Raw genomic sequence first — 18,436 nt, forward strand, 5'->3', positions numbered from 1 at the left:
TTGGTTCCAACTGTTTGATATTAACAAAAAATCATCGTTCACTCAACCGACGCCTTCGCCACCCGGTTTGAGGACAACGTCTCACTGACCGTTCCAAGCGTAAGCCCCTTGGCGCGGATGGAGTCAATCATGCCCTTCAGTGCTCCGGAAGCAGAGGCTGTCGGGTGCATCAAAATCAATGTTCCTGCCTCCACCTTTTGCGAAATTTTATGGACAACGGCATCCGGACTTGGTTTGCGCCAGTCCACCGTATCCAGCGTCCACAACACGGTTTTAAGCCCCATGCTGGAAGCGATCTCGACTGTCTTTTGGTTGAAATCCCCGGACGGTGGAGCAAACCATTGGTTGTCCACACCCAGCGTTTGCTTCAGGAGTTCTTCCGTTTTCGCGATTTCCTGTCTCGCCCGCTCCGCGCTCAATCGGCTCATGTCTGGATGCGAATACGCATGGTTGGACATTTCATGTCCCCGTTTCTGAATTTCCTTGGCCAGCTCCGCGTTTTTGCTTAGCCAACTGCCGTCCAGAAAAAAGGTCGCCTTCACCTTTTCGGCATCCAGCGTGTCCAGCATCGGTTTGATGTATTCGTTTCCCCAGGCTACGTTGATCATAAATGAAACCATTGGCTTCTCGGGGTTCCCACGATAAATCGGGTGTGCTCCCAAGTCTTCAAGCCCGATTTCGGGTTTGGTCTCACGGTACACATACGAAAGCTTCGTATTCAGTGAGCCTCCAAGGGCTTTGCGGTAAGTGGCCTCCACATCGATTTCCAAACCATTATAACCCGGAATGGCCTTCCAGACCCGATCAACCCTGGCATTGATGGGGGCAACCTTTGTCTCTTCCGCCTTTTTCCGAATGGCTTCCAGCAGCGCGTCCTCTCCAGTAGCTTCTTTAAACATGTCGAACGCATTTTGGGTGCCTGGGCCCTCCCGTATCTCCGAAATGTATGTACGAACACCATCCGCTTGTCCGGCCAGCACGACCACTGCCAAACCTGCCAGGACAGCAGCCAGTTTTTTCGTTTGTTTTTTCACAGCTCATCCTCCCGCCGTCTTTGTCCACATCATATGAGGACAAGGGACGGAATATGAATGATCCCGAGAGTAAAATCGGATGAAAAATACGTCTCCTTATGAGCGAACATGGAAGAACGAATGCTTTGGACATATAAAAAAAGAGCCAGAAATACAGCTTCTGCCTCTTCAACTTCTTTACATGTATTCGATTGGCTGACGTTTAGGATTGAGCAGGAGCTTCCGCAGTCAGCACGGCTTTGCGAGACAAGTTGATCCGGCCTTGTTGATCGATTTCCGTGACTTTGACGGTAATGGAATCGCCAACGGCAACGACATCCTCCACTTTGCCAACGCGCTCGGTCGACAATTGCGAGATATGTACGAGACCCTCCTTGTTCGGAAGCACTTCGACGAATGCGCCAAACTTCTCAACGCGCTTCACTTTGCCGACATAAATCTCTCCGACAACAACCTCGCGTACGATCCCTTCGATAATGGATCTGGCTTTTTCGTTCATCTCCTGGTTGGAAGATGCGATAAAGACGCGTCCATCTTGCTCGATATCAATTTTCACGCCGGTCTCTTCGATGATTTTATTGATGATTTTACCGCCAGCACCAATAACGTCACGAATTTTGTCAGGATTGATATGCATCGTCAAAATTTTCGGAGCATACTGCGACAGATTCTCGCGCGGAGCCTGAATGACTTCATTCATTTTGCCGAGGATGTGCATGCGGCCTTCTTTAGCCTGTGCAAGCGCCTCGGACAAAATTTTACGGTCGATTCCGTCGATTTTGATATCCATCTGAATTGCGGTTACGCCTTCTGCCGTTCCCGCCACTTTGAAGTCCATGTCTCCCAGGTGATCCTCCATGCCTTGAATGTCACTAAGGATGGATACATGTTCTCCATCTTTGATCAATCCCATCGCAATTCCGGCTACCGGGGCTTTAATCGGCACGCCTGCATCCATCATCGCGAGTGTACTTGCACAAATACTTGCTTGTGATGTGGAGCCATTGGATTCCAGCACCTCGGATACGAGACGGATCGTATACGGGAATTCGGTTTCCGAAGGAATGACTTTGGCCAACGCACGTTCACCGAGCGCACCATGTCCGATTTCGCGACGGCCTGGAGCACGCAGCGGACGAGCTTCACCGACGCTGAACGGAGGGAAATTGTAATGATGCATGAATCGTTTGGATTCTTCCAGACTGATGCCGTCCAGAATCTGAACATCCCCCAATGCGCCAAGCGTACATACGCTGAGAGCTTGTGTTTGTCCACGCGTAAACAGACCGGAGCCGTGCGTGCGTGGCAGCAGCGAGGTGTCGCATTCGATCGGGCGAATTTCAGCCAATCCTCGGCCGTCCGGACGGACTTTGTCATGCGTAATCAGACGACGCACTTCCTCCTTGACGATGTCATGCAGGACCTCTTTCACATCTTTGAGCAATTCCGGAGTTTCCAGATATTTTTCCTCGAAATGAGCGACGGTCTCATCGTTGATGGCATCAATCGCATCCTGACGAGCGTGCTTCTCGGCAATTTTGACGGCTTCCACCAAGCGGCCTGCCGCAAATTCACGCACTTCTTGGTTTACGTTTTCGTTAACCGCGTGCAGTTTTACGGCCATCTTCTCTTTGCCGGCAATCTCTACCAGCTCTTCGATGACAGTCACGATCTTTCTGATCTCTTCATGACCGAACATGATCGCTTCAAGCATAATGTCTTCCGGAACCTCATTGGCTTCGGCTTCAACCATCATAATTGCATCGCGGGTACCTGCAACAACCAACTCGATGTCGCTGACTTCAAGTTGTGCAATCGTCGGGTTAACCACAAACTCCCCGTTGATGCGTCCCACTTTTACGCCGCCGATCGGACCGCTGAACGGAACATCCGAAATGCTCAGAGCTGCGGAAGTACCGATCATGGCAGCGATCTGAGGTTCGCAATCCTGATCCACGCTCATCACCAGATTCAAGACTTGTACATCATTGCGGAAACCTTCCGGGAACAATGGGCGAATCGGACGGTCTGTCAGACGGCTGGCCAAAATCGCCTTTTCGCTCGGTCTTCCTTCCCGTTTGATGAATCCACCCGGAATTTTACCTACGGCATACAATCTTTCTTCATAGTTAACTGTCAGCGGGAAGAAGTCCAGATCTTTAGGCTCGCTGGAAGCCGTTACGGTACACAGTACAACGGTATCGCCGTAAGTCACTTTAACAGCGGCATTGGCCTGTTTCGCCAAACGGCCTGTTTCAAGCACAAGCTTTCTGCCGCCAAGCTGCATTTCAACATGTTTTTCCATGAAATCCCTCCTTGTTTAAATCAATCTTACATCAATGGATTCTGCATTCTCACAGTATTTCCTGCATGCTCTAATATACTCTCATGCAAAACAAAAGCTCCTTGCGGAGCGTTCATTTACAAATATATGGCACCGCGTTCATCTACAAAACAACCCGGCTGTGGGCCCGCTTGTCCTTTCAGACAAAAGAACGGCGGATAACAGCCAGGTTGGTTTTGAAGACATGTACGATAATTAACGACGCAATCCGAGTTTTTCGATCAGTGCGCTGTAACGTTTAACATCTTTGTTTTTCACGTAAGCCAAAAGCTTACGACGTTGACCTACCATTTTCAAAAGGCCACGACGGGAGTGGTGGTCTTTCTTGTGCGTACGCAAGTGGTCTGTCAAACTTCTGATGTTTTCCGTAAGGATAGCAACTTGCACTTCAGGAGATCCTGTATCGGACTCATGAGTTTTGTGCTCGTCGATCAGTTGTTGTTTGCGTTCTTGAGTCAATGCCATCCTATTCACCTCCTTCATAATAATCGCCATTAGCCTCGTTACCGCCGGTGAGAGCAAGCAACCAAGCCAAGGTTAATGTCGCCCCGAAGGACAACGTAGTACATTATATCATAGTTGCCCAATAAAAGTAAATGTAAACATCCATTTTATTATGCAATGGTTAACCGAGCAGCCTTGCGGCAGTCAATGCATCCTCGCGAATCTGGGCGATGAGTGCATCAATGGATGCAAACTTGCGTTCCGGACGGATGTAATGAACCAGCTCTACCTTCAATTCCTCATCATACAGCTGCCCCTCGAAATCGAGCAGATGCACTTCAAAGGTCGGTTTCATGCCCTGCTCATGAAACGTCGGTTTCACACCAAGGTTCATGACCCCGCGCAGCTCCTGTCCCCGATACTCCACTCGCACGGCATAAACGCCGGTAGCCGGTGCAACGTAACGGTCCGTAAGCTCAAGATTGGCGGTAGGGAAGCCGATGGTTCGCCCTCTTTTCTCCCCATGCACCACGGTGCCGCGTATGCTGTACGGCCTTCCAAGCCAGCGACTCGCCTCATCCATTTCGCCCCGCTGGAGCAGCCCCCGGATGAGCGAGCTGCTGACCTTCTTGCCGCCTAACAGAAACGGCGGCACCGTCTCCACGCTCATTTGCTCGCCCCCCAGTTCTCGAAGCAGCGCTTCGTCCCCTGCTCCCTTGTGGCCGAAACGGAAATCGAATCCGACGACCGCAGTTCGCGTTTGTAATGGAAGCAGCAGATCCTGCACAAACTGGTCTGGCGACAAGTGGGAGAATTGTTCGTTGAACTCAACAACATAGAGCACATCCACTCCCATCGCTGAAAGGATGTCTTCTTTATCTTTCAGAGGAGTCAAATATCCCTCATAGTCCCCTTTGCGCATGACTTCTTTCGGGTGTGGGTGAAAAGTCATGACGGCCGCTTGCGTGCCGGTTTCACGCGCAATGCGCACAGCCGATAAAATGACGCTGGCATGCCCGAGATGCAGTCCGTCAAATTGGCCGATGGCCAGCACCTGCGGCTGGGGATGCAATTCTTCGGACGATAACGTCCGCGGATACGATAGCATTACCGTTTTCACAATCATTCACCTGCAATTCGCTTGATAGACAGAGCTTAGCATCACCGCGGCCTAAACTCAAGTTTTCCTTATTCCGGCAAAAAAACTTTAACCGCCTTCACCGTCGGTTTGGCTTCATCCCGTTCGAAAATACCATAAAATGTGCCGTCCTGCGCATACAAACGCAGAAGACCGGGTTTCTCCGCGGGAGGATCGAGCAGCTTTGCCGATAGCTTTTGCCCCTGAAGGGCTCCTTTGGCCTGCGCATCGCCAACCGTATGGGCAGGCAAGTAGGCAATAGCTTCATCCACTGGAATCAGCGCATCGGCCAACGTTCCGTCCGCCATACGCCGCTCCACGTCTTCGATATGCAAGCAACGGTCTGCCGGAATGCCTGCAGATATCGTACGTTCCAGCTTCACCATCGTGGAAGGATATCCTAGCGCCTTGCCAATGTCGACGCACAACGTCCGTATGTAGGTGCCCTTGGAACATAGCGCGCGGAAGGATATGTCCGTCACATCTTCTCTGACGTCCATGCCCGTCAGCTCCAATTCATGAATAGTCACTTCGCGGCTTTTGCGTTCCACGGTTTTTCCTTCACGGGCAAGCTCGTACAACCGTTTGCCATCGACCTTGACCGCGGAAAACATGGGTGGAACCTGGGAGATCGTACCCAGAAACTGCTGCAATACCTGCAAAACTTGCGCCTCTGCCACACGAACCGGTTCATCCGCCCGCTGGGTAACTTCACCTGTCATATCTTCTGTATCGGTGGACAATCCAAGTCTCAACGTTGCCAGATACTCCTTCGGAAGTTCCTGCATGTACTCCACAACTCTTGTTGCTCGTCCAAGACACAAAGGGAGTACCCCCGTGACTTGAGGGTCCAACGTTCCTGTATGTCCGATCCGTTTCATCTTCAAGATTCGCCGCATTTTGGCAACGACATCATGGGACGTGAATCCTGCCGGCTTATACACCGGCAAAATCCCTTCAAACGGTTTTACCATCATACATTCACCTGCTTCAATACACGGTCTACGATATCATCCAAGCTTCCTTCCAGCCGGCAACCGGCAGCGAGCACATGCCCGCCTCCGCCGAAGGTTTGCGCGAGTGCAGCGACGTTGACCTTGCCTGCAGAACGAAGAGAGACTTTGACGGCCTGGTCATGAATGACTTTGAAAAAAATACCGACTTCAACCCCTTCAATATTGCGGGGATAGTTGACGATCCCTTCCAAATCTTCATTCGCCGCGCCGCAAGCCACCATGTCCTCGGGAGTGATCACTACCCAGGCAATTTTGCCATCGTCGGTCATCTTCAGACTGGAAAGCGCTTTGTTCAGGATACGCACCTGCGGGAGAGTAACCTGCTCCAACAGGATTTGGGCCAGCATCGGCCCATCCACGCCATACTCCAGCAATTTGGAGGCGGTTGTCATCACATTAGGACTTGTGTTGGCATACCGAAATCCACCCGTATCCGTTAACAGTCCTGTATAAATAGCCGTAGCCGCAGCCTTGTCCATCTGGATCGGAAACTGTCCGACAAAATCGAATAAAATTTCAGCCGTTGCTGCTGCATCCGGTTTAATGATGTTCACCGTGCCGTAACCGTCATTGGTCGGATGATGGTCGATATTCAAAATGAGGGCATCTTCTTCAAAATATTGCTTCGTTAAGCCCACTCTTGCAAAATCTGCACAATCCACGCAAATGACTGCTTTGTACTTCCGCTGCGGCGGCTGTTCGGTCATGTTCACGATGCGGTCCGCATTCCACAAAAAGCGCATGCGCTGCGGAATTTCGCCTTCGTTCATCATCGTGAAAGTTTTCCCCAGACATGACAGCAGCCAGCCCACCGTTACCGTAGAGCTGACTGCGTCACCGTCCGGCTGTACATGCGACACGACCAGGTAATCGTCATGCTCCAGCAGAAATTGCTTTCCGTCCTGAAGCGCCTGTTCATAAGTGTGCATAGCCGTCTCCTTTATGCAATTACTGGGATTCGTTGTTATCGCTGCCGATATCCCCGAGCAGCTTTTCAATGCGGCTGCCATAGGCAATCGACTCATCAATCTTGAAGATCAATTCGGGAACATGGCGAAGTCTGATGCGCTTGCCAAGCTCGGAACGCAAAAACCCATTTGCTTTTCCGAGCGCTTTAAGCGAATTATCCTTCTGTTCTTCATCCCCGAAAACACTCAGATATACTTTGGCTTGGGACAGGTCGTTAGTTACTTCAACGCCTGTCACCGTGACAAAGCCGATGCGCGGATCTTTCAGTTCCGATTGAATCAGCAAGCTAAGCTCTTTTTTGATCTGTTCGCCTACTCTGCCAGTACGAATCTTGGCCATCGTTGTTCACCTCATGCTTCCTTGCTTATCGTTCTACGGTCTCCATCACGAAGGCTTCGATCACGTCGCCTTCTTTGAGATCGTTGTAATTATCCAGCGTAATACCGCACTCGTAGCCTTGTGCTACTTCTTTAGCATCATCTTTGTAACGTTTCAAGGAATCCAGCTTGCCTTCGTACAGCACGATGCCGTCACGAATCAGGCGAGCTTCCGCCGAACGTGTGATTTTGCCGGAAGTAACCATACAACCTGCAATGGTACCCACTTTGCTGATTTTGAACGTGTTGCGAACTTCTGCATGCCCAATGACATTCTCTTTGTAGACCGGATCAAGCATACCCTTCATCGCCTGTTCGATTTCCTCGATCACGCTGTAGATGACGCGATGCAGACGAATGTCTACTTGCTCCTGCTCAGCCGTGATTTTCGCCTGATTGTCAGGACGCACATTGAAACCGATCACGATGGCGTTCGATGCCGTCGCGAGAATGATGTCAGACTCGGTAATTGCACCTGCACCACTGTGAATGATTTTTACGCGCACACCTTCGACTTCGATTTTGGCAAGGGAGCTTTTCAGCGCCTCAACCGAACCTTGCACGTCACCTTTGATGATCACGTTCAGATCCTTGATTTCGCCGTCTTTGATGTGTTTGAACAAGTCATCCAGCGTTACGCGTGTGTTGGTGCCCAGATCGGACTCACGCTGCGTAATCGCGCGTTTGTCGGCAATCGAACGTGCCTTGCGCTCGTCTTCGAATACCATGAACGGATCGCCTGCGCCTGGAACTTCGGTCAAACCGGTAATCTCTACAGGTGTCGAAGGTCCGGCTTCTTTCAGACGGCGTCCTTTGTCATTGACCATTGCGCGCACACGTCCGAAACAGTTACCTGCAACAAACGCATCCCCGACTTTCAATGTTCCGTGCTGTACGAGAACGCGAGCTACCGGGCCACGGCCTTTGTCGAGCTCGGCTTCAATCACCGTACCGCGGGCACGTTTGTCCGGGTTGGCTTTGTACTCGTTTACTTCTGCAACGAGCAGAATCATTTCAAGCAGACCTTCCAGTCCGATGCGTTGTTTCGCCGAAACGTTAACAAAGATCGTGTCGCCGCCCCACTCTTCCGGAACGAGCTCATAGTTGGTCAATTCTTGTTTAACGCGATCTGGGTCCGCACCCGGTTTATCGATTTTGTTCACGGCAACGATAATCGGAAGTCCGGCCGCTTTGGCATGGTTGATCGCTTCAACCGTTTGTGGCATGACGCCGTCATCGGCAGCTACCACAATGATGGTAATATCCGTAACCTGAGCTCCACGCGCACGCATAGCGGTAAACGCTTCGTGACCTGGCGTGTCCAGGAACGTGATTTTCTTGTTGTTGATCTCGACTTGATAAGCACCGATATGCTGCGTGATTCCGCCTGCTTCGCCGCCTGTAACGTTTGTTCTACGAATGGCATCAAGCAGCGTTGTTTTACCATGGTCAACGTGACCCATGATGGTAACGACCGGTGGACGGGACTGCAAATCTGCCGGATCGTCGTTCTCTTCAACCGTTTCGAAACGATCGTCCTCAACCGGGATTTTCACTTCGACTTCAACACCGAATTCACCCGCGAGAAGAAGAATCGTATCAATATCGAGCTCTTGGTTGATGGTCGCCATAACGCCCATGCCAATCAGCTTTTTGATCACCTCGGAAGCGTCTTTGTGCAGCAGCTTCGCTGTTTCGCCTACCGTCATGTCACCACGAACGATGATTTTCTTCGGCGTATTGTCGATTTTTTCGCGCGGCGGGGACTGGTGTTGATTTCTGCCACGGTTATTTTTGCCGCCACGATTGTTGCGGAAGTTGTTGCCGCGTCCGTCATCGAAACGACGTCCGCCACCATTGTTGGAACGGTTACCGTTGTTGTTTCCGCCCGAACCGCCTTGGCCGCCTCGGCGTTGTCCTTGTCCTTGACCTTGGCTCTGGCCTTGGCCGCCGCTGCGATTGCCGCCATTGCTTGAATTTGCGTTTCTTACTTGACCGCCACCGCTGTTGTTGCTGCGCTGTCCTCCGCCTTGCGGACGGGATCCGGTGCTGCCACCAGTTCCGCCTTGCGGACGGGATGCAGTGCTGCCGCCAGTTCCGCCTTGCGGACGGGAGCCTGCACTGCCGTTAGTTCCGTTTTGCGCCGGTCTGGAGCGGTTGCCGGATTGTCCCCCTTGGTTTGAACCTTGGGAGTTATTGGATCTGTTGCGGCTGTCTTGGCCGCTGTGTCTTTGGGAGCCGTTGTTATTGTTGGAATTTGGTCTATTGTTCATACCTACCTGCTTTTCCTGTTGTATTTTTGTTTGTACGGGACTGCCGGAAGAACTTGAATTGCCCGGCGTGTTCACTCCGCCGGTCGGCTTGCTGTTGTCCACTGTTTTGTCGCTGCGCACCGAAGATGTGGCAACGGACTTTGGTTCGGAGCCTTGCTTCGTAGCTGCAGATGATTTTATGTTTTTAAAAAATTGTTCCACTTTATCCACCGAACCATTCTCCATGACGCTCATATGATTGTTCACCGGAATATCCAGTTTTTTAAGAATGGTTATGATTTCTTTGCTGCTCATGTTAAGGGACTTCGCATATTCATAAACCCGCAATTTATCCTTGTTGTCCTGTTTACTCAATATACTCCACCTCCGACATTATACCGACTTGCTTGGAGATCATTTTTGCAAACCCAACGTCCGTTACTGCAAGAACAACCCGCGTGTCTTTACCGATACTTGAACCCAGGCGATCCCGGTCAAAACCGATGACGAGCGGCACCTGGTAGGAACCGCATTTGTCGCGAAATTTCTTTTGTGTATTGGCCGAGGCGTCACCCGCAACAATAACCATTTTAGCTTCGGAAGAGCGGATTGCTTTGAGCACAATTTCTTCACCGGTAGCCAGCTTGCCTGCGCGCATCGCGAGTCCGAGGTAAGATAACACTTTTTGGTCACTCATCCTGATCACGCTCCTGCGCAGCCTTGAATTCATCCTCCACGCGAATGAAGTCTGCAGCCAGCTGCTCGTAAATTTCCGGTGAAACCTTGCCTTTCAACGCCCGATCCAGGGACCGGTTTTTGAATGCAAGCTTGAAACAAGATTCTTTGCCGCATAAATACGCGCCACGTCCGGATTTTTTGCCAGTCAGATCGATCAGCACCTCATCCTCGGGCGTTTTGACCACGCGAATCAGCTGCTTTTTGGGCATCATTTCCTGGCACGCCACACATTTGCGCAGCGGTACTTTTTTTGGTTTCATACATTAACGCCCCCCCGTGCTTAGCTCTAGTCGACGGAGACGGAATCCTGATGCATTTCCGCGGAAGAATCCTTTTCTCTGCCAAACTCCTGTTCTGCCTGGGTCTCGCTCTTGATATCGATCTTCCAACCGGTCAGTTTGGCCGCAAGACGGGCATTCTGTCCCTTGATCCCGATTGCCAGCGAGAGCTGATAGTCAGGAACGATGACCCGCGCCATCTTCTCTTCCTCGAATACCTGAACCTCCAAAACTTTGGAAGGGCTGAGGGCGTTGGCCACATACTCATCCACTTGTTCAGAGTATCGAACGATATCGATTTTCTCGCCGCGCAGCTCATTCACGATGGTCTGCACGCGCGTGCCTTTCGGCCCTACGCAGGAACCGACCGGATCGACTTCCTCATTGCGGGAATGCACCGCGATTTTGGAACGGAAGCCAGCTTCGCGAGCGACGGAACGAATTTCTACCACGCCGTCGAAAATCTCGGGAACTTCCAGCTCGAAGAGACGTTTCAACAAACCTGGATGCGTACGGGACAAAATGATTTGCGGGCCTTTGGTCGTATTTTCCACTTTCGTGATGTACGCCTTGATCCGGTCGCCGTGAGCAAACTTCTCGTTCGGCATCAATTCCGTCAAAGGCAATGCCGCTTCGATCTTGCCCAGGTCGATGTAAATATTGCGCAAATCCTGACGCTGCACAACGCCTGTGACGATATCTTCCTCTTTATCCACGAAAGCGTTGTAAATCAACCCGCGTTCTGCTTCGCGAATGCGCTGCGTCACGACCTGTTTCGCCGTTTGGGCGGCAATGCGGCCGAAATCGCGCGGCGTAACTTCAATCTCCGCGATATCTTCCAATTGGAAGTGAGGATTGATTTCGCGGGCTGCCGGCAAGGAAATTTCCGTCCGGGAATCCAATACTTCCTCGACGATCAATTTGCGGGCATATACCCGGATGACGCCCGTGTTGCGGTTCATGTCGACGCGCACGTTCTGAGCTGTGTTAAAGTTCCGTTTGTAGCTGGAAATCAGAGCTGCTTCGATGGCTTCAAACAGCACATCCTTGCTAATCCCTTTTTCCCGCTCCAATTCATTCATTGCTTCAATAAAGTCCATACTCATGAATAATTGATCCCCCTTTCAAACATGGCACCCCATACGTAAAACGGCGAAGGCCCAAAACTGCCGGGCACCTTGCCGTTATCGCGAGGGATGTGTCTTTTCATTAGGTAAGTGAACAAGGTACCTAAAACAGAATGGCCAAGCGCGCGCTTGCAATCTTGTCATAAGGAACGGCATGTTGTTTCTTGCCGGCCTCAATGACAAGCTCACTGCCATCAAAAGAAAGCAGTTTGCCTTCAAACTCTTTCATTCCGTTCACCGGTCCGTAGGTCGTCACATATACGTTTTTGCCTACGGCTTTGGCAACGTCCTCCGGCTTTTTCAGTGGACGTTCCGCACCCGGAGAGGACACTTCAAGGAAGTAGACGGTCGGAATCGGATCGGTCTCGTCGAGCTTGGCGCTAAGCTGCTCGCTGATCATGACGCAATCGTCAATGTCGATACCGCCTTCTTTGTCGACATATACCCGCAGAAACCAACTGCTGCCTTCTTTGACATATTCGATGTCAACCAGCTCGAAGCCTTGTTCATTCAAATAGGGTTGGATCATTTCTTCCACAGTAGATTTAATCTTCGATGTGCTCAAAACCGATAACCTCCAACTTAGGTTACACCGGCCAATAGTTGCCGGCAGTTGTTAAATACCCAAGATTCTTTCATACCAAAGACTAAAGAGTGGGTTTCCCCACTCTTCAGAAATTCGTACTATCTCGTTCACTCCAGAAATTATAACATAGTCTGGTAATAGTGACAAGTAAGCTCTAACCTTCGCCCTTTAGAACAAGGACAACTGGTTGCTTTCAGGCAAACCTCGGAAGCATCCCATGCTCGTAAGAAGCTCGACGATCGTTTTGCTGGCCTTCGACTTCTGCTGGAAATCTTCAATGGAGAGGAACTCCCCATGCTCTCTCGCCGCCGCGATATTGCGCGCAGCATTGTCACCGATCCCGGCCAGCGCCGAGAACGGCGGAATCAGCGAATTGCCGTCCACGATAAATTTCGTCGCTTCGGAACGATACAGATCAATCGGCTTGAGCGAGAAACCTCGCGCTGTCATTTCAAGCGCCATCTCCAAAATCGGCAGCATGTTTTTTTCTTTTGGCGGAGCCTGGAAGCCCAATTGCTCGATCTCGACGATTTTGCGATAGATGGCATCGTAGCCCTGGCACACGAGCTCGATGTCGAAGTCCTCGGCACGAACCGTGAAATACGTTGCATAATATTGAATCGGATAATACAACTTAAAGAAAGCGGTACGCACAGCCGAGATCACGTAAGCAGCGGCATGCGCCTTCGGGAACATGTACTGGATTTTGAGGCAGGAATCGATGTACCATTGCGGCACTTTGCATTTTTTCATTTCATCGATCCATTCCTGCGGCAAACCACGTCCCTTACGCACGCTTTCCGTAATCTTAAAAGCAAGGCTGGCGTCCATGCCTGCTTTGTAAATCAGGAACAGCATGATGTCGTCACGGCAGCCGATGACCGTTTTGATCGTGCACGTTCCGTTTTTGATCAATTCCTGCGCATTGCCGAGCCATACTCCGGTTCCATGCGACAGCCCGGAAATCTGCAGCAAGTCCGCAAAAGAGGACGGTTGGGATTCCACAAGCATCTGGCGCACAAACTTCGTTCCCATCTCCGGCACCCCGAAAGTAGCAACAGGTGAGCGAATCTGCTCAGGCGTTACGCCGAGCGCCTCCGTCGAGTTGAACATGCTCATCACCTTCGGATCGTTCATCGGAATGGTCGTCGGATCCACGCCCGTCAAATCCTGCAGCATACGCATCATGGTCGGATCATCGTGTCCCAGAATATCGAGTTTGAGCAAGTTTTCCTCAAAGGCATGGTAGTCAAAATGCGTCGTTTTCCACTCGGCATTGACGTCGTCCGCCGGATACTGCACAGGGGTAACGTCTTCGACTTCAATGTAATCAGGCACAACGACGATCCCGCCGGGATGCTGTCCCGTGCTCCGTTTAACGCCAGTACAGCCGGCAGCAAGCCGGTTCAATTCGGCCCCGCGCCATTTCTTGTGGTGGCTTTCCTCGTATTTTTTCGCAAAACCGAACGCGGTTTTTTCCGCCACCGTGCCGATGGTGCCAGCCCGGAAAACAGCCTTGTCGCCAAACAATACCTTCGTATAATTGTGCGCATGCGGCTGGTAATCGCCGGAGAAATTCAAGTCAATATCGGGAACCTTGTCCCCTTTGAATCCGAGGAACGTTTCGAACGGAATGTCCTGTCCTTCGCCTTTCAGCCTATTGCCGCATTTCGGGCAATCCTTCTCGGGCAGATCGAATCCGCTAGGCACGCTGCCATCGAGGAACCATTCGCTGTATTTGCAATCCGAATTGGTGCAAATGTAATGGGCAGGCAGCGGATTAACCTCGGAAATGCCCAGGAACGTCGCCACGACCGAGGAACCGACCGATCCCCTCGATCCGACGAGGTAACCGTCTTGATTGGATTTTTTAACGAGCCGCTCCGAAATGAGATAGTTCGCGGAAAATCCATATTTGATGATCGGACCCAGTTCTTTTTCCAGCCGGGCTACGATGACTTCAGGCAACTCTTCGCCATAGATCGATTTCGCCGTATTGTAACACGTATTGCGAATTTCCTCGTCGGCCCCCTCCAGGTTCGGCGTAAAGAGCTTGTCCGGGAACAACTTGATCTCTTCAAAACGGTCCGCCAATTCGGACGTATTGGTCACAACGACTTCATACGCCTTGTCCGTGCCAAGGAACTCGAACTCCTGCAGCATCTCATCCGTGGTGCGGAAATGGGCGTCCGGTTTGCGAATATCCTTCAGCGGGCTGAAGCCGGTAATGCCGTGAATCGTAATGTCGCGGAACAGCTTGTCCCGTTCCTCCAAATAATGCACGTTCCCCGTCGCAACGACCGGTTTGCCCAACTTGTCGCCGATGTCCACCACTTTGCGAATGGCCGTTTTCAGCTCATCCGGCGTAGCGACCAAAGCCTTCTCGACCAAGTGCATATACATCGTCAAGGGCTGAATTTCGAGCACATCGTAAAACTGGGCAATCTCCTCGGCTTCCTCCAACGATTTGTTAAGCACCGCTTCGAAAAATTCACCCTTTTCGCAGCCTGACAAAATGAGCAGCCCTTCGCGCAGTTCAACCAGCTTCGATTTCGGGATACATGGCACGCGTTTGAAATACTCCGTATGGGATAACGATACCAGCTTGTACAGATTCTTTTTCCCGACTCCGTTCAGCGCGTAAATACAGCAATGAAACGGACGCGTGTTGGACAGGTCTTTGCCGACATAGTCATTCAGACGGTCAAGCATGGTCAACCCTTTCATTTGAGCCGCATCGTTCAGCAAACCGTTCAGGATGCCAGCGAGTGCCACCGTATCGTCAATGGCCCGGTGATGGCTTTCAAGCGCCACTTTATATTTGTCGGCAAGCGTGTTAAGCCGGTGGTTTTTCATCGTAGGATAGAGCAGCCTCGCCAGCTCCAACGTATCCAGGACAGGGTTAGGCAGCTCCGGCATGCCCAGGCTTTTCAGGGAAGCCTGGATAAAGCCCATATCAAATCGAGCATTGTGCGCAACCAACACCCCGTCACCCACGAACGCAGCAAAATCGCGAATGACCGGTTCAAGCTCTGGCGCATCTTTCACCATTTCATCCGTAATGTTGGTGAGCTGTTGAATGTTGTAAGGAATTCGCTCATGCGGGTTGACGAAGGAGGCGTACCGATCGATTTCTTTGCCGTCCTGCATCTTCACCGCGGCGATCTCGATAATTTTGTTTTGGGTGACCGACAGACCCGTTGTCTCGATATCGAATACCACATACGTGGCCGTTTTTAATTCCAGCGGCTGGGGTGCCAGCACAACGGCAACGGAATCGTTAACCACGTTGGCTTCCAGCCCGTAGATCATTTTGATGCCGTTTTTCTTCGCCGCCTTGGCCGCCTCCGGATATACTTGCACGCCGCCATGATCCGTGACAGCGATCGCTTTATGCCCCCAGGCAGCAGCCGTTTTCACGTATTTGTCAATGGAGGTTACGGCATCCATCGTGCTCATCGTTGTATGAAGATGGAATTCGACGCGCTTCTCCTCCGCATTGTCCTTGCGGGACGGTGGGGCCTTGACTTCCATCAGATCGGAAGGAATCATGGCCAACTCCGGAACCTGCATAAACCGATCGTATTCGACACGCCCACGGACTTTGACCCATTTACCATTGGCCAGCAGGCTGAGGATCTTGACATCTTCCTTCGTCTTCGCAAACATCTTCATCTGCATCGAGTCGGTAAAGTCGGTCAGGAAAAACGTGAACAACGTATTGCCGTTACGCAGCTCTTTGCTTTCCAAGCCAAAAATGGTCCCTTGCAGCGTAACCTTTTTCTCTTCGTCCTGAATGTCCTGCATAGGCACTGGCGGTTCTTTGATTTCATAGCCCATTTGCAGGCGAAGCTCGCCCTGATCTTCTTCCTCCGGCATCTCGGATTCGACGGCTGCAGCCCTCATCTGTTCGATGACCTGCCGCTCTTCTTCCCGCTTCTTAAGTTGGAACTGCTCCATGGCCTCCTGATTGTTCCCACGTTCTCCGACAGCCATTTTTACGCGCAACGATGTATTAAAGTATTTATCATAAAAGGTCATAATGGCCTGATCGATCTGTTTTTTGCGCGCAAGCTCCAGCGACATGGCGTCGCTCATCGTCAGCTGCAGCAAATCCTCCTGGCATTCGAACTGGGCCCGGCTCATCCATCCATTGACGGACGGAATTTCCCGATGCGCCCATTCCAGAAACAAATTCCAATACTCGCTCACGATGTCGCCGAGCTGTACTTGTTCATTGTATTTGAAGCCAAACGTAATTTTGGCGATATGATTCAGCTTTTCTTGAATATGCAGGCAAAATGTCCGGTAGATCGGCGCAGGTACCAAAGTATCCTTTACGATAAGAATGCTCCAGTCGCGATTGCTGCGGCTCGTTTCCACCCTTTCGATCCATCCGTCCAGAAAATAAGGCTCTACCAAACCGGACGGAAGCTCGGCCTGCTTCATCAACAATTCAAACCGTTTTCTCTTTTCCTCGATTCCACTCATCATGTTCCTCCTCGTGCCTTCAAAACAGGAAAAGCTCCTGTGTCCAAAATGTCTTCGATCCGATCCGGCACCGACTCATTTTTTCTGACAGAAGCTCTCCATTCTACATCGCGGGATGAATCGTTGGATTCACCCTTTCTTCCTGATTAGTAGGCTCTTGCAAACACAACGGTATGTTTCGCTTTTTCACCGCAAGCCAAGCAGGTATGCTTTTGTTCCTTTGGCTCGAACGGAATGTTGCGGCTTGTTGCCCCCGTCACTTCGCGAACCTTATCTTCGCAATCTTCCGAGCCGCACCAGCCAGCCAGCGTAAAGCCGCGTTTGTTTTCCATGAGCTGTTTCATTTCGTCCAGCGTATCCACGGAGTAGAAGTTTTCCGACATAAAGCTGCGGGCACGCTCCAGCATTTCGCCTTGTACCTGTGCCAGCATGTTCTGCACTTCTTCCACCAGGTTAGCCTGTTCAATCACTTTTTTCTCGCCCGTGATGCGGGATACGAGGACACAAACGCCATTCTCCATGTCGCGAGGTCCGATTTCCAGACGGACAGGGACTCCGCGCATTTCATACTCGTTGAACTTCCAACCAGGACGTACGTCGCTGCGGTCATCCATTTTTACGCGAATGCCCGCTTTTTTCAATTCGGAGAACAACTCGTCGGCGCGGCCAACGACGGCATCACGCGTTTTTGGCGGTCCGATCGGGATCATCACGACTTGCGTCGGTGCCACTTTTGGAGGAAGTGCCAATCCACGATCGTCGCCATGAACCATGATCAGTGCTCCGATCAAACGCGTGCTTACACCCCAGGATGTCGTATAGGCATGCTCAAGCACGTTTTCGCGGCTGAGGTACTGGATTTCAAAGGCTTTGGCAAAGTTCGTGCCCATGTAGTGGGAAGTTCCGGCCTGTACGGCACGTCCATCCTTCATCATCGCTTCGATCGAGTACGTGTCCACCGCTCCCGCGAATTTCTCGGAAGGCGTCTTCTGACCGCTGATCACCGGAATGGCCAAATACTCTTCGACCACTTCGCGGTAAATTTCCAGCATGCGCATCGTTTCTTCACGTGCTTCTTCTTCGGTCTCATGCGCCGTATGGCCTTCCTGCCAAAGGAATTCGCTTGTACGCAGGAACGGCAGCGTTCTTTTCTCCCAACGAACGACGTTCGCCCATTGGTTGATCAGCACTGGCAGGTCACGATAGGACTGGATCCATTTCGAATACATGTGACCGATGATCGTTTCCGACGTCGGGCGGATCGCAAGCCGCTCTTCCAGCTTTTCTCCGCCAGCCTCGGTGACCCAGGGCAGCTCGGGATTGAAGCCTTCCACATGCTCTTTTTCCTTCTGGAAAAAGCTCTCCGGAATGAACATCGGGAAGTAGGCATTGCGATGGCCCGTTTCGCGGAAACGGCGATCCAGCTCATCCTTGATATGCTCCCAGATTTCAAATCCGTCCGGCTTGAACACGATGCAGCCGCGCACCGGGGAATAATCCATCAAATCGGCTTTTTTAATCACATCAATATACCAGCGGGAAAAGTCCTCTCCCTGTGGCGTAATTTCAGTCACGAACTGTTTATCATTTTCCTTCGACATAAGAATCCAGTGTCCTCCCATTACGACCATCTTCACTGGCT

14 protein-coding genes are annotated in these 18,436 nt (G+C 51.4%); all 14 read right to left on the reverse strand.

The window, feature by feature from the left end; genetic code table 11:
• Positions 1-38: 38 nt before the first annotated feature.
• The 14 genes from RSX24_RS01750 to proS all read right to left on the reverse strand — a co-directional run bounded on the left by RSX24_RS01750 (position 39) and on the right by proS (position 18,395).
• On the reverse strand, positions 39-1,034 hold the full coding sequence (locus RSX24_RS01750; RefSeq protein ID WP_339277496.1) for a polysaccharide deacetylase family protein: 996 nt from the start codon (positions 1,032-1,034) through the stop codon (positions 39-41).
• A 202-nt stretch (positions 1,035-1,236) separates the two neighbouring features.
• The gene (gene pnp / locus RSX24_RS01755) at positions 1,237-3,339 is read right to left on the reverse strand and encodes a polyribonucleotide nucleotidyltransferase (protein WP_236417138.1); all 2,103 of its coding nucleotides are present in this window, start codon (positions 3,337-3,339) and stop codon (positions 1,237-1,239) included.
• Between the two features lie 234 nt (positions 3,340-3,573).
• Entirely contained in the window at positions 3,574-3,843 is a 270-nt protein-coding gene (rpsO, locus tag RSX24_RS01760) for a 30S ribosomal protein S15 (RefSeq protein WP_056700672.1), read from the reverse strand.
• A 160-nt stretch (positions 3,844-4,003) separates the two neighbouring features.
• Entirely contained in the window at positions 4,004-4,942 is a 939-nt protein-coding gene (locus tag RSX24_RS01765; protein WP_339277495.1) for a bifunctional riboflavin kinase/FAD synthetase, read from the reverse strand.
• 68 nt (positions 4,943-5,010) lie between these two features.
• Entirely contained in the window at positions 5,011-5,934 is a 924-nt protein-coding gene (gene truB / locus RSX24_RS01770) for a tRNA pseudouridine(55) synthase TruB (RefSeq protein ID WP_343260056.1), read from the reverse strand.
• Complete coding sequence (locus RSX24_RS01775) at positions 5,934-6,905, reverse strand: DHH family phosphoesterase (RefSeq protein WP_236417136.1); 972 nt, start codon at positions 6,903-6,905, stop codon at positions 5,934-5,936. Before RSX24_RS01775 ends, truB begins: the two co-directional genes overlap by 1 nt.
• Before the next feature lie 19 nt (positions 6,906-6,924).
• A complete protein-coding gene (gene rbfA, locus RSX24_RS01780; RefSeq protein ID WP_236417134.1) occupies positions 6,925-7,284 on the reverse strand; it encodes a 30S ribosome-binding factor RbfA in 360 nt (119 codons plus the stop codon).
• 25 nt (positions 7,285-7,309) lie between these two features.
• Complete coding sequence (gene infB / locus RSX24_RS01785) at positions 7,310-9,949, reverse strand: translation initiation factor IF-2 (RefSeq protein WP_343259514.1); 2,640 nt, start codon at positions 9,947-9,949, stop codon at positions 7,310-7,312.
• Positions 9,942-10,271, reverse strand: coding sequence for a L7Ae/L30e/S12e/Gadd45 family ribosomal protein (locus RSX24_RS01790; protein WP_236417131.1), 330 nt, complete (start codon positions 10,269-10,271; stop codon positions 9,942-9,944). The genes infB and RSX24_RS01790 overlap by 8 nt, the downstream gene beginning before the upstream one ends.
• On the reverse strand, positions 10,264-10,572 hold the full coding sequence (rnpM, locus tag RSX24_RS01795; protein ID WP_236417130.1) for an RNase P modulator RnpM: 309 nt from the start codon (positions 10,570-10,572) through the stop codon (positions 10,264-10,266). The genes RSX24_RS01790 and rnpM overlap by 8 nt, the downstream gene beginning before the upstream one ends.
• Positions 10,573-10,598: 26 nt before the next feature.
• A complete protein-coding gene (nusA, locus tag RSX24_RS01800; RefSeq protein WP_236417129.1) occupies positions 10,599-11,696 on the reverse strand; it encodes a transcription termination factor NusA in 1,098 nt (365 codons plus the stop codon).
• Positions 11,697-11,820: 124 nt separating this feature from the next.
• A complete protein-coding gene (rimP, locus tag RSX24_RS01805) occupies positions 11,821-12,282 on the reverse strand; it encodes a ribosome maturation factor RimP (protein WP_236417128.1) in 462 nt (153 codons plus the stop codon).
• Between the two features lie 189 nt (positions 12,283-12,471).
• Entirely contained in the window at positions 12,472-16,794 is a 4,323-nt protein-coding gene (locus tag RSX24_RS01810; protein WP_343259515.1) for a PolC-type DNA polymerase III, read from the reverse strand.
• Between the two features lie 146 nt (positions 16,795-16,940).
• Positions 16,941-18,395 carry a proline--tRNA ligase gene (proS, locus tag RSX24_RS01815; RefSeq protein WP_343259516.1) on the reverse strand — a complete coding sequence of 485 codons (1,455 nt, stop codon included), beginning with the start codon at positions 18,393-18,395 and terminating at the stop codon, positions 16,941-16,943.
• Positions 18,396-18,436 lie beyond the last annotated feature (41 nt).

The organism is Paenibacillus hubeiensis (genome assembly GCF_032334105.1).
GTDB lineage: Bacteria > Bacillota > Bacilli > Paenibacillales > Paenibacillaceae > Paenibacillus > Paenibacillus hubeiensis.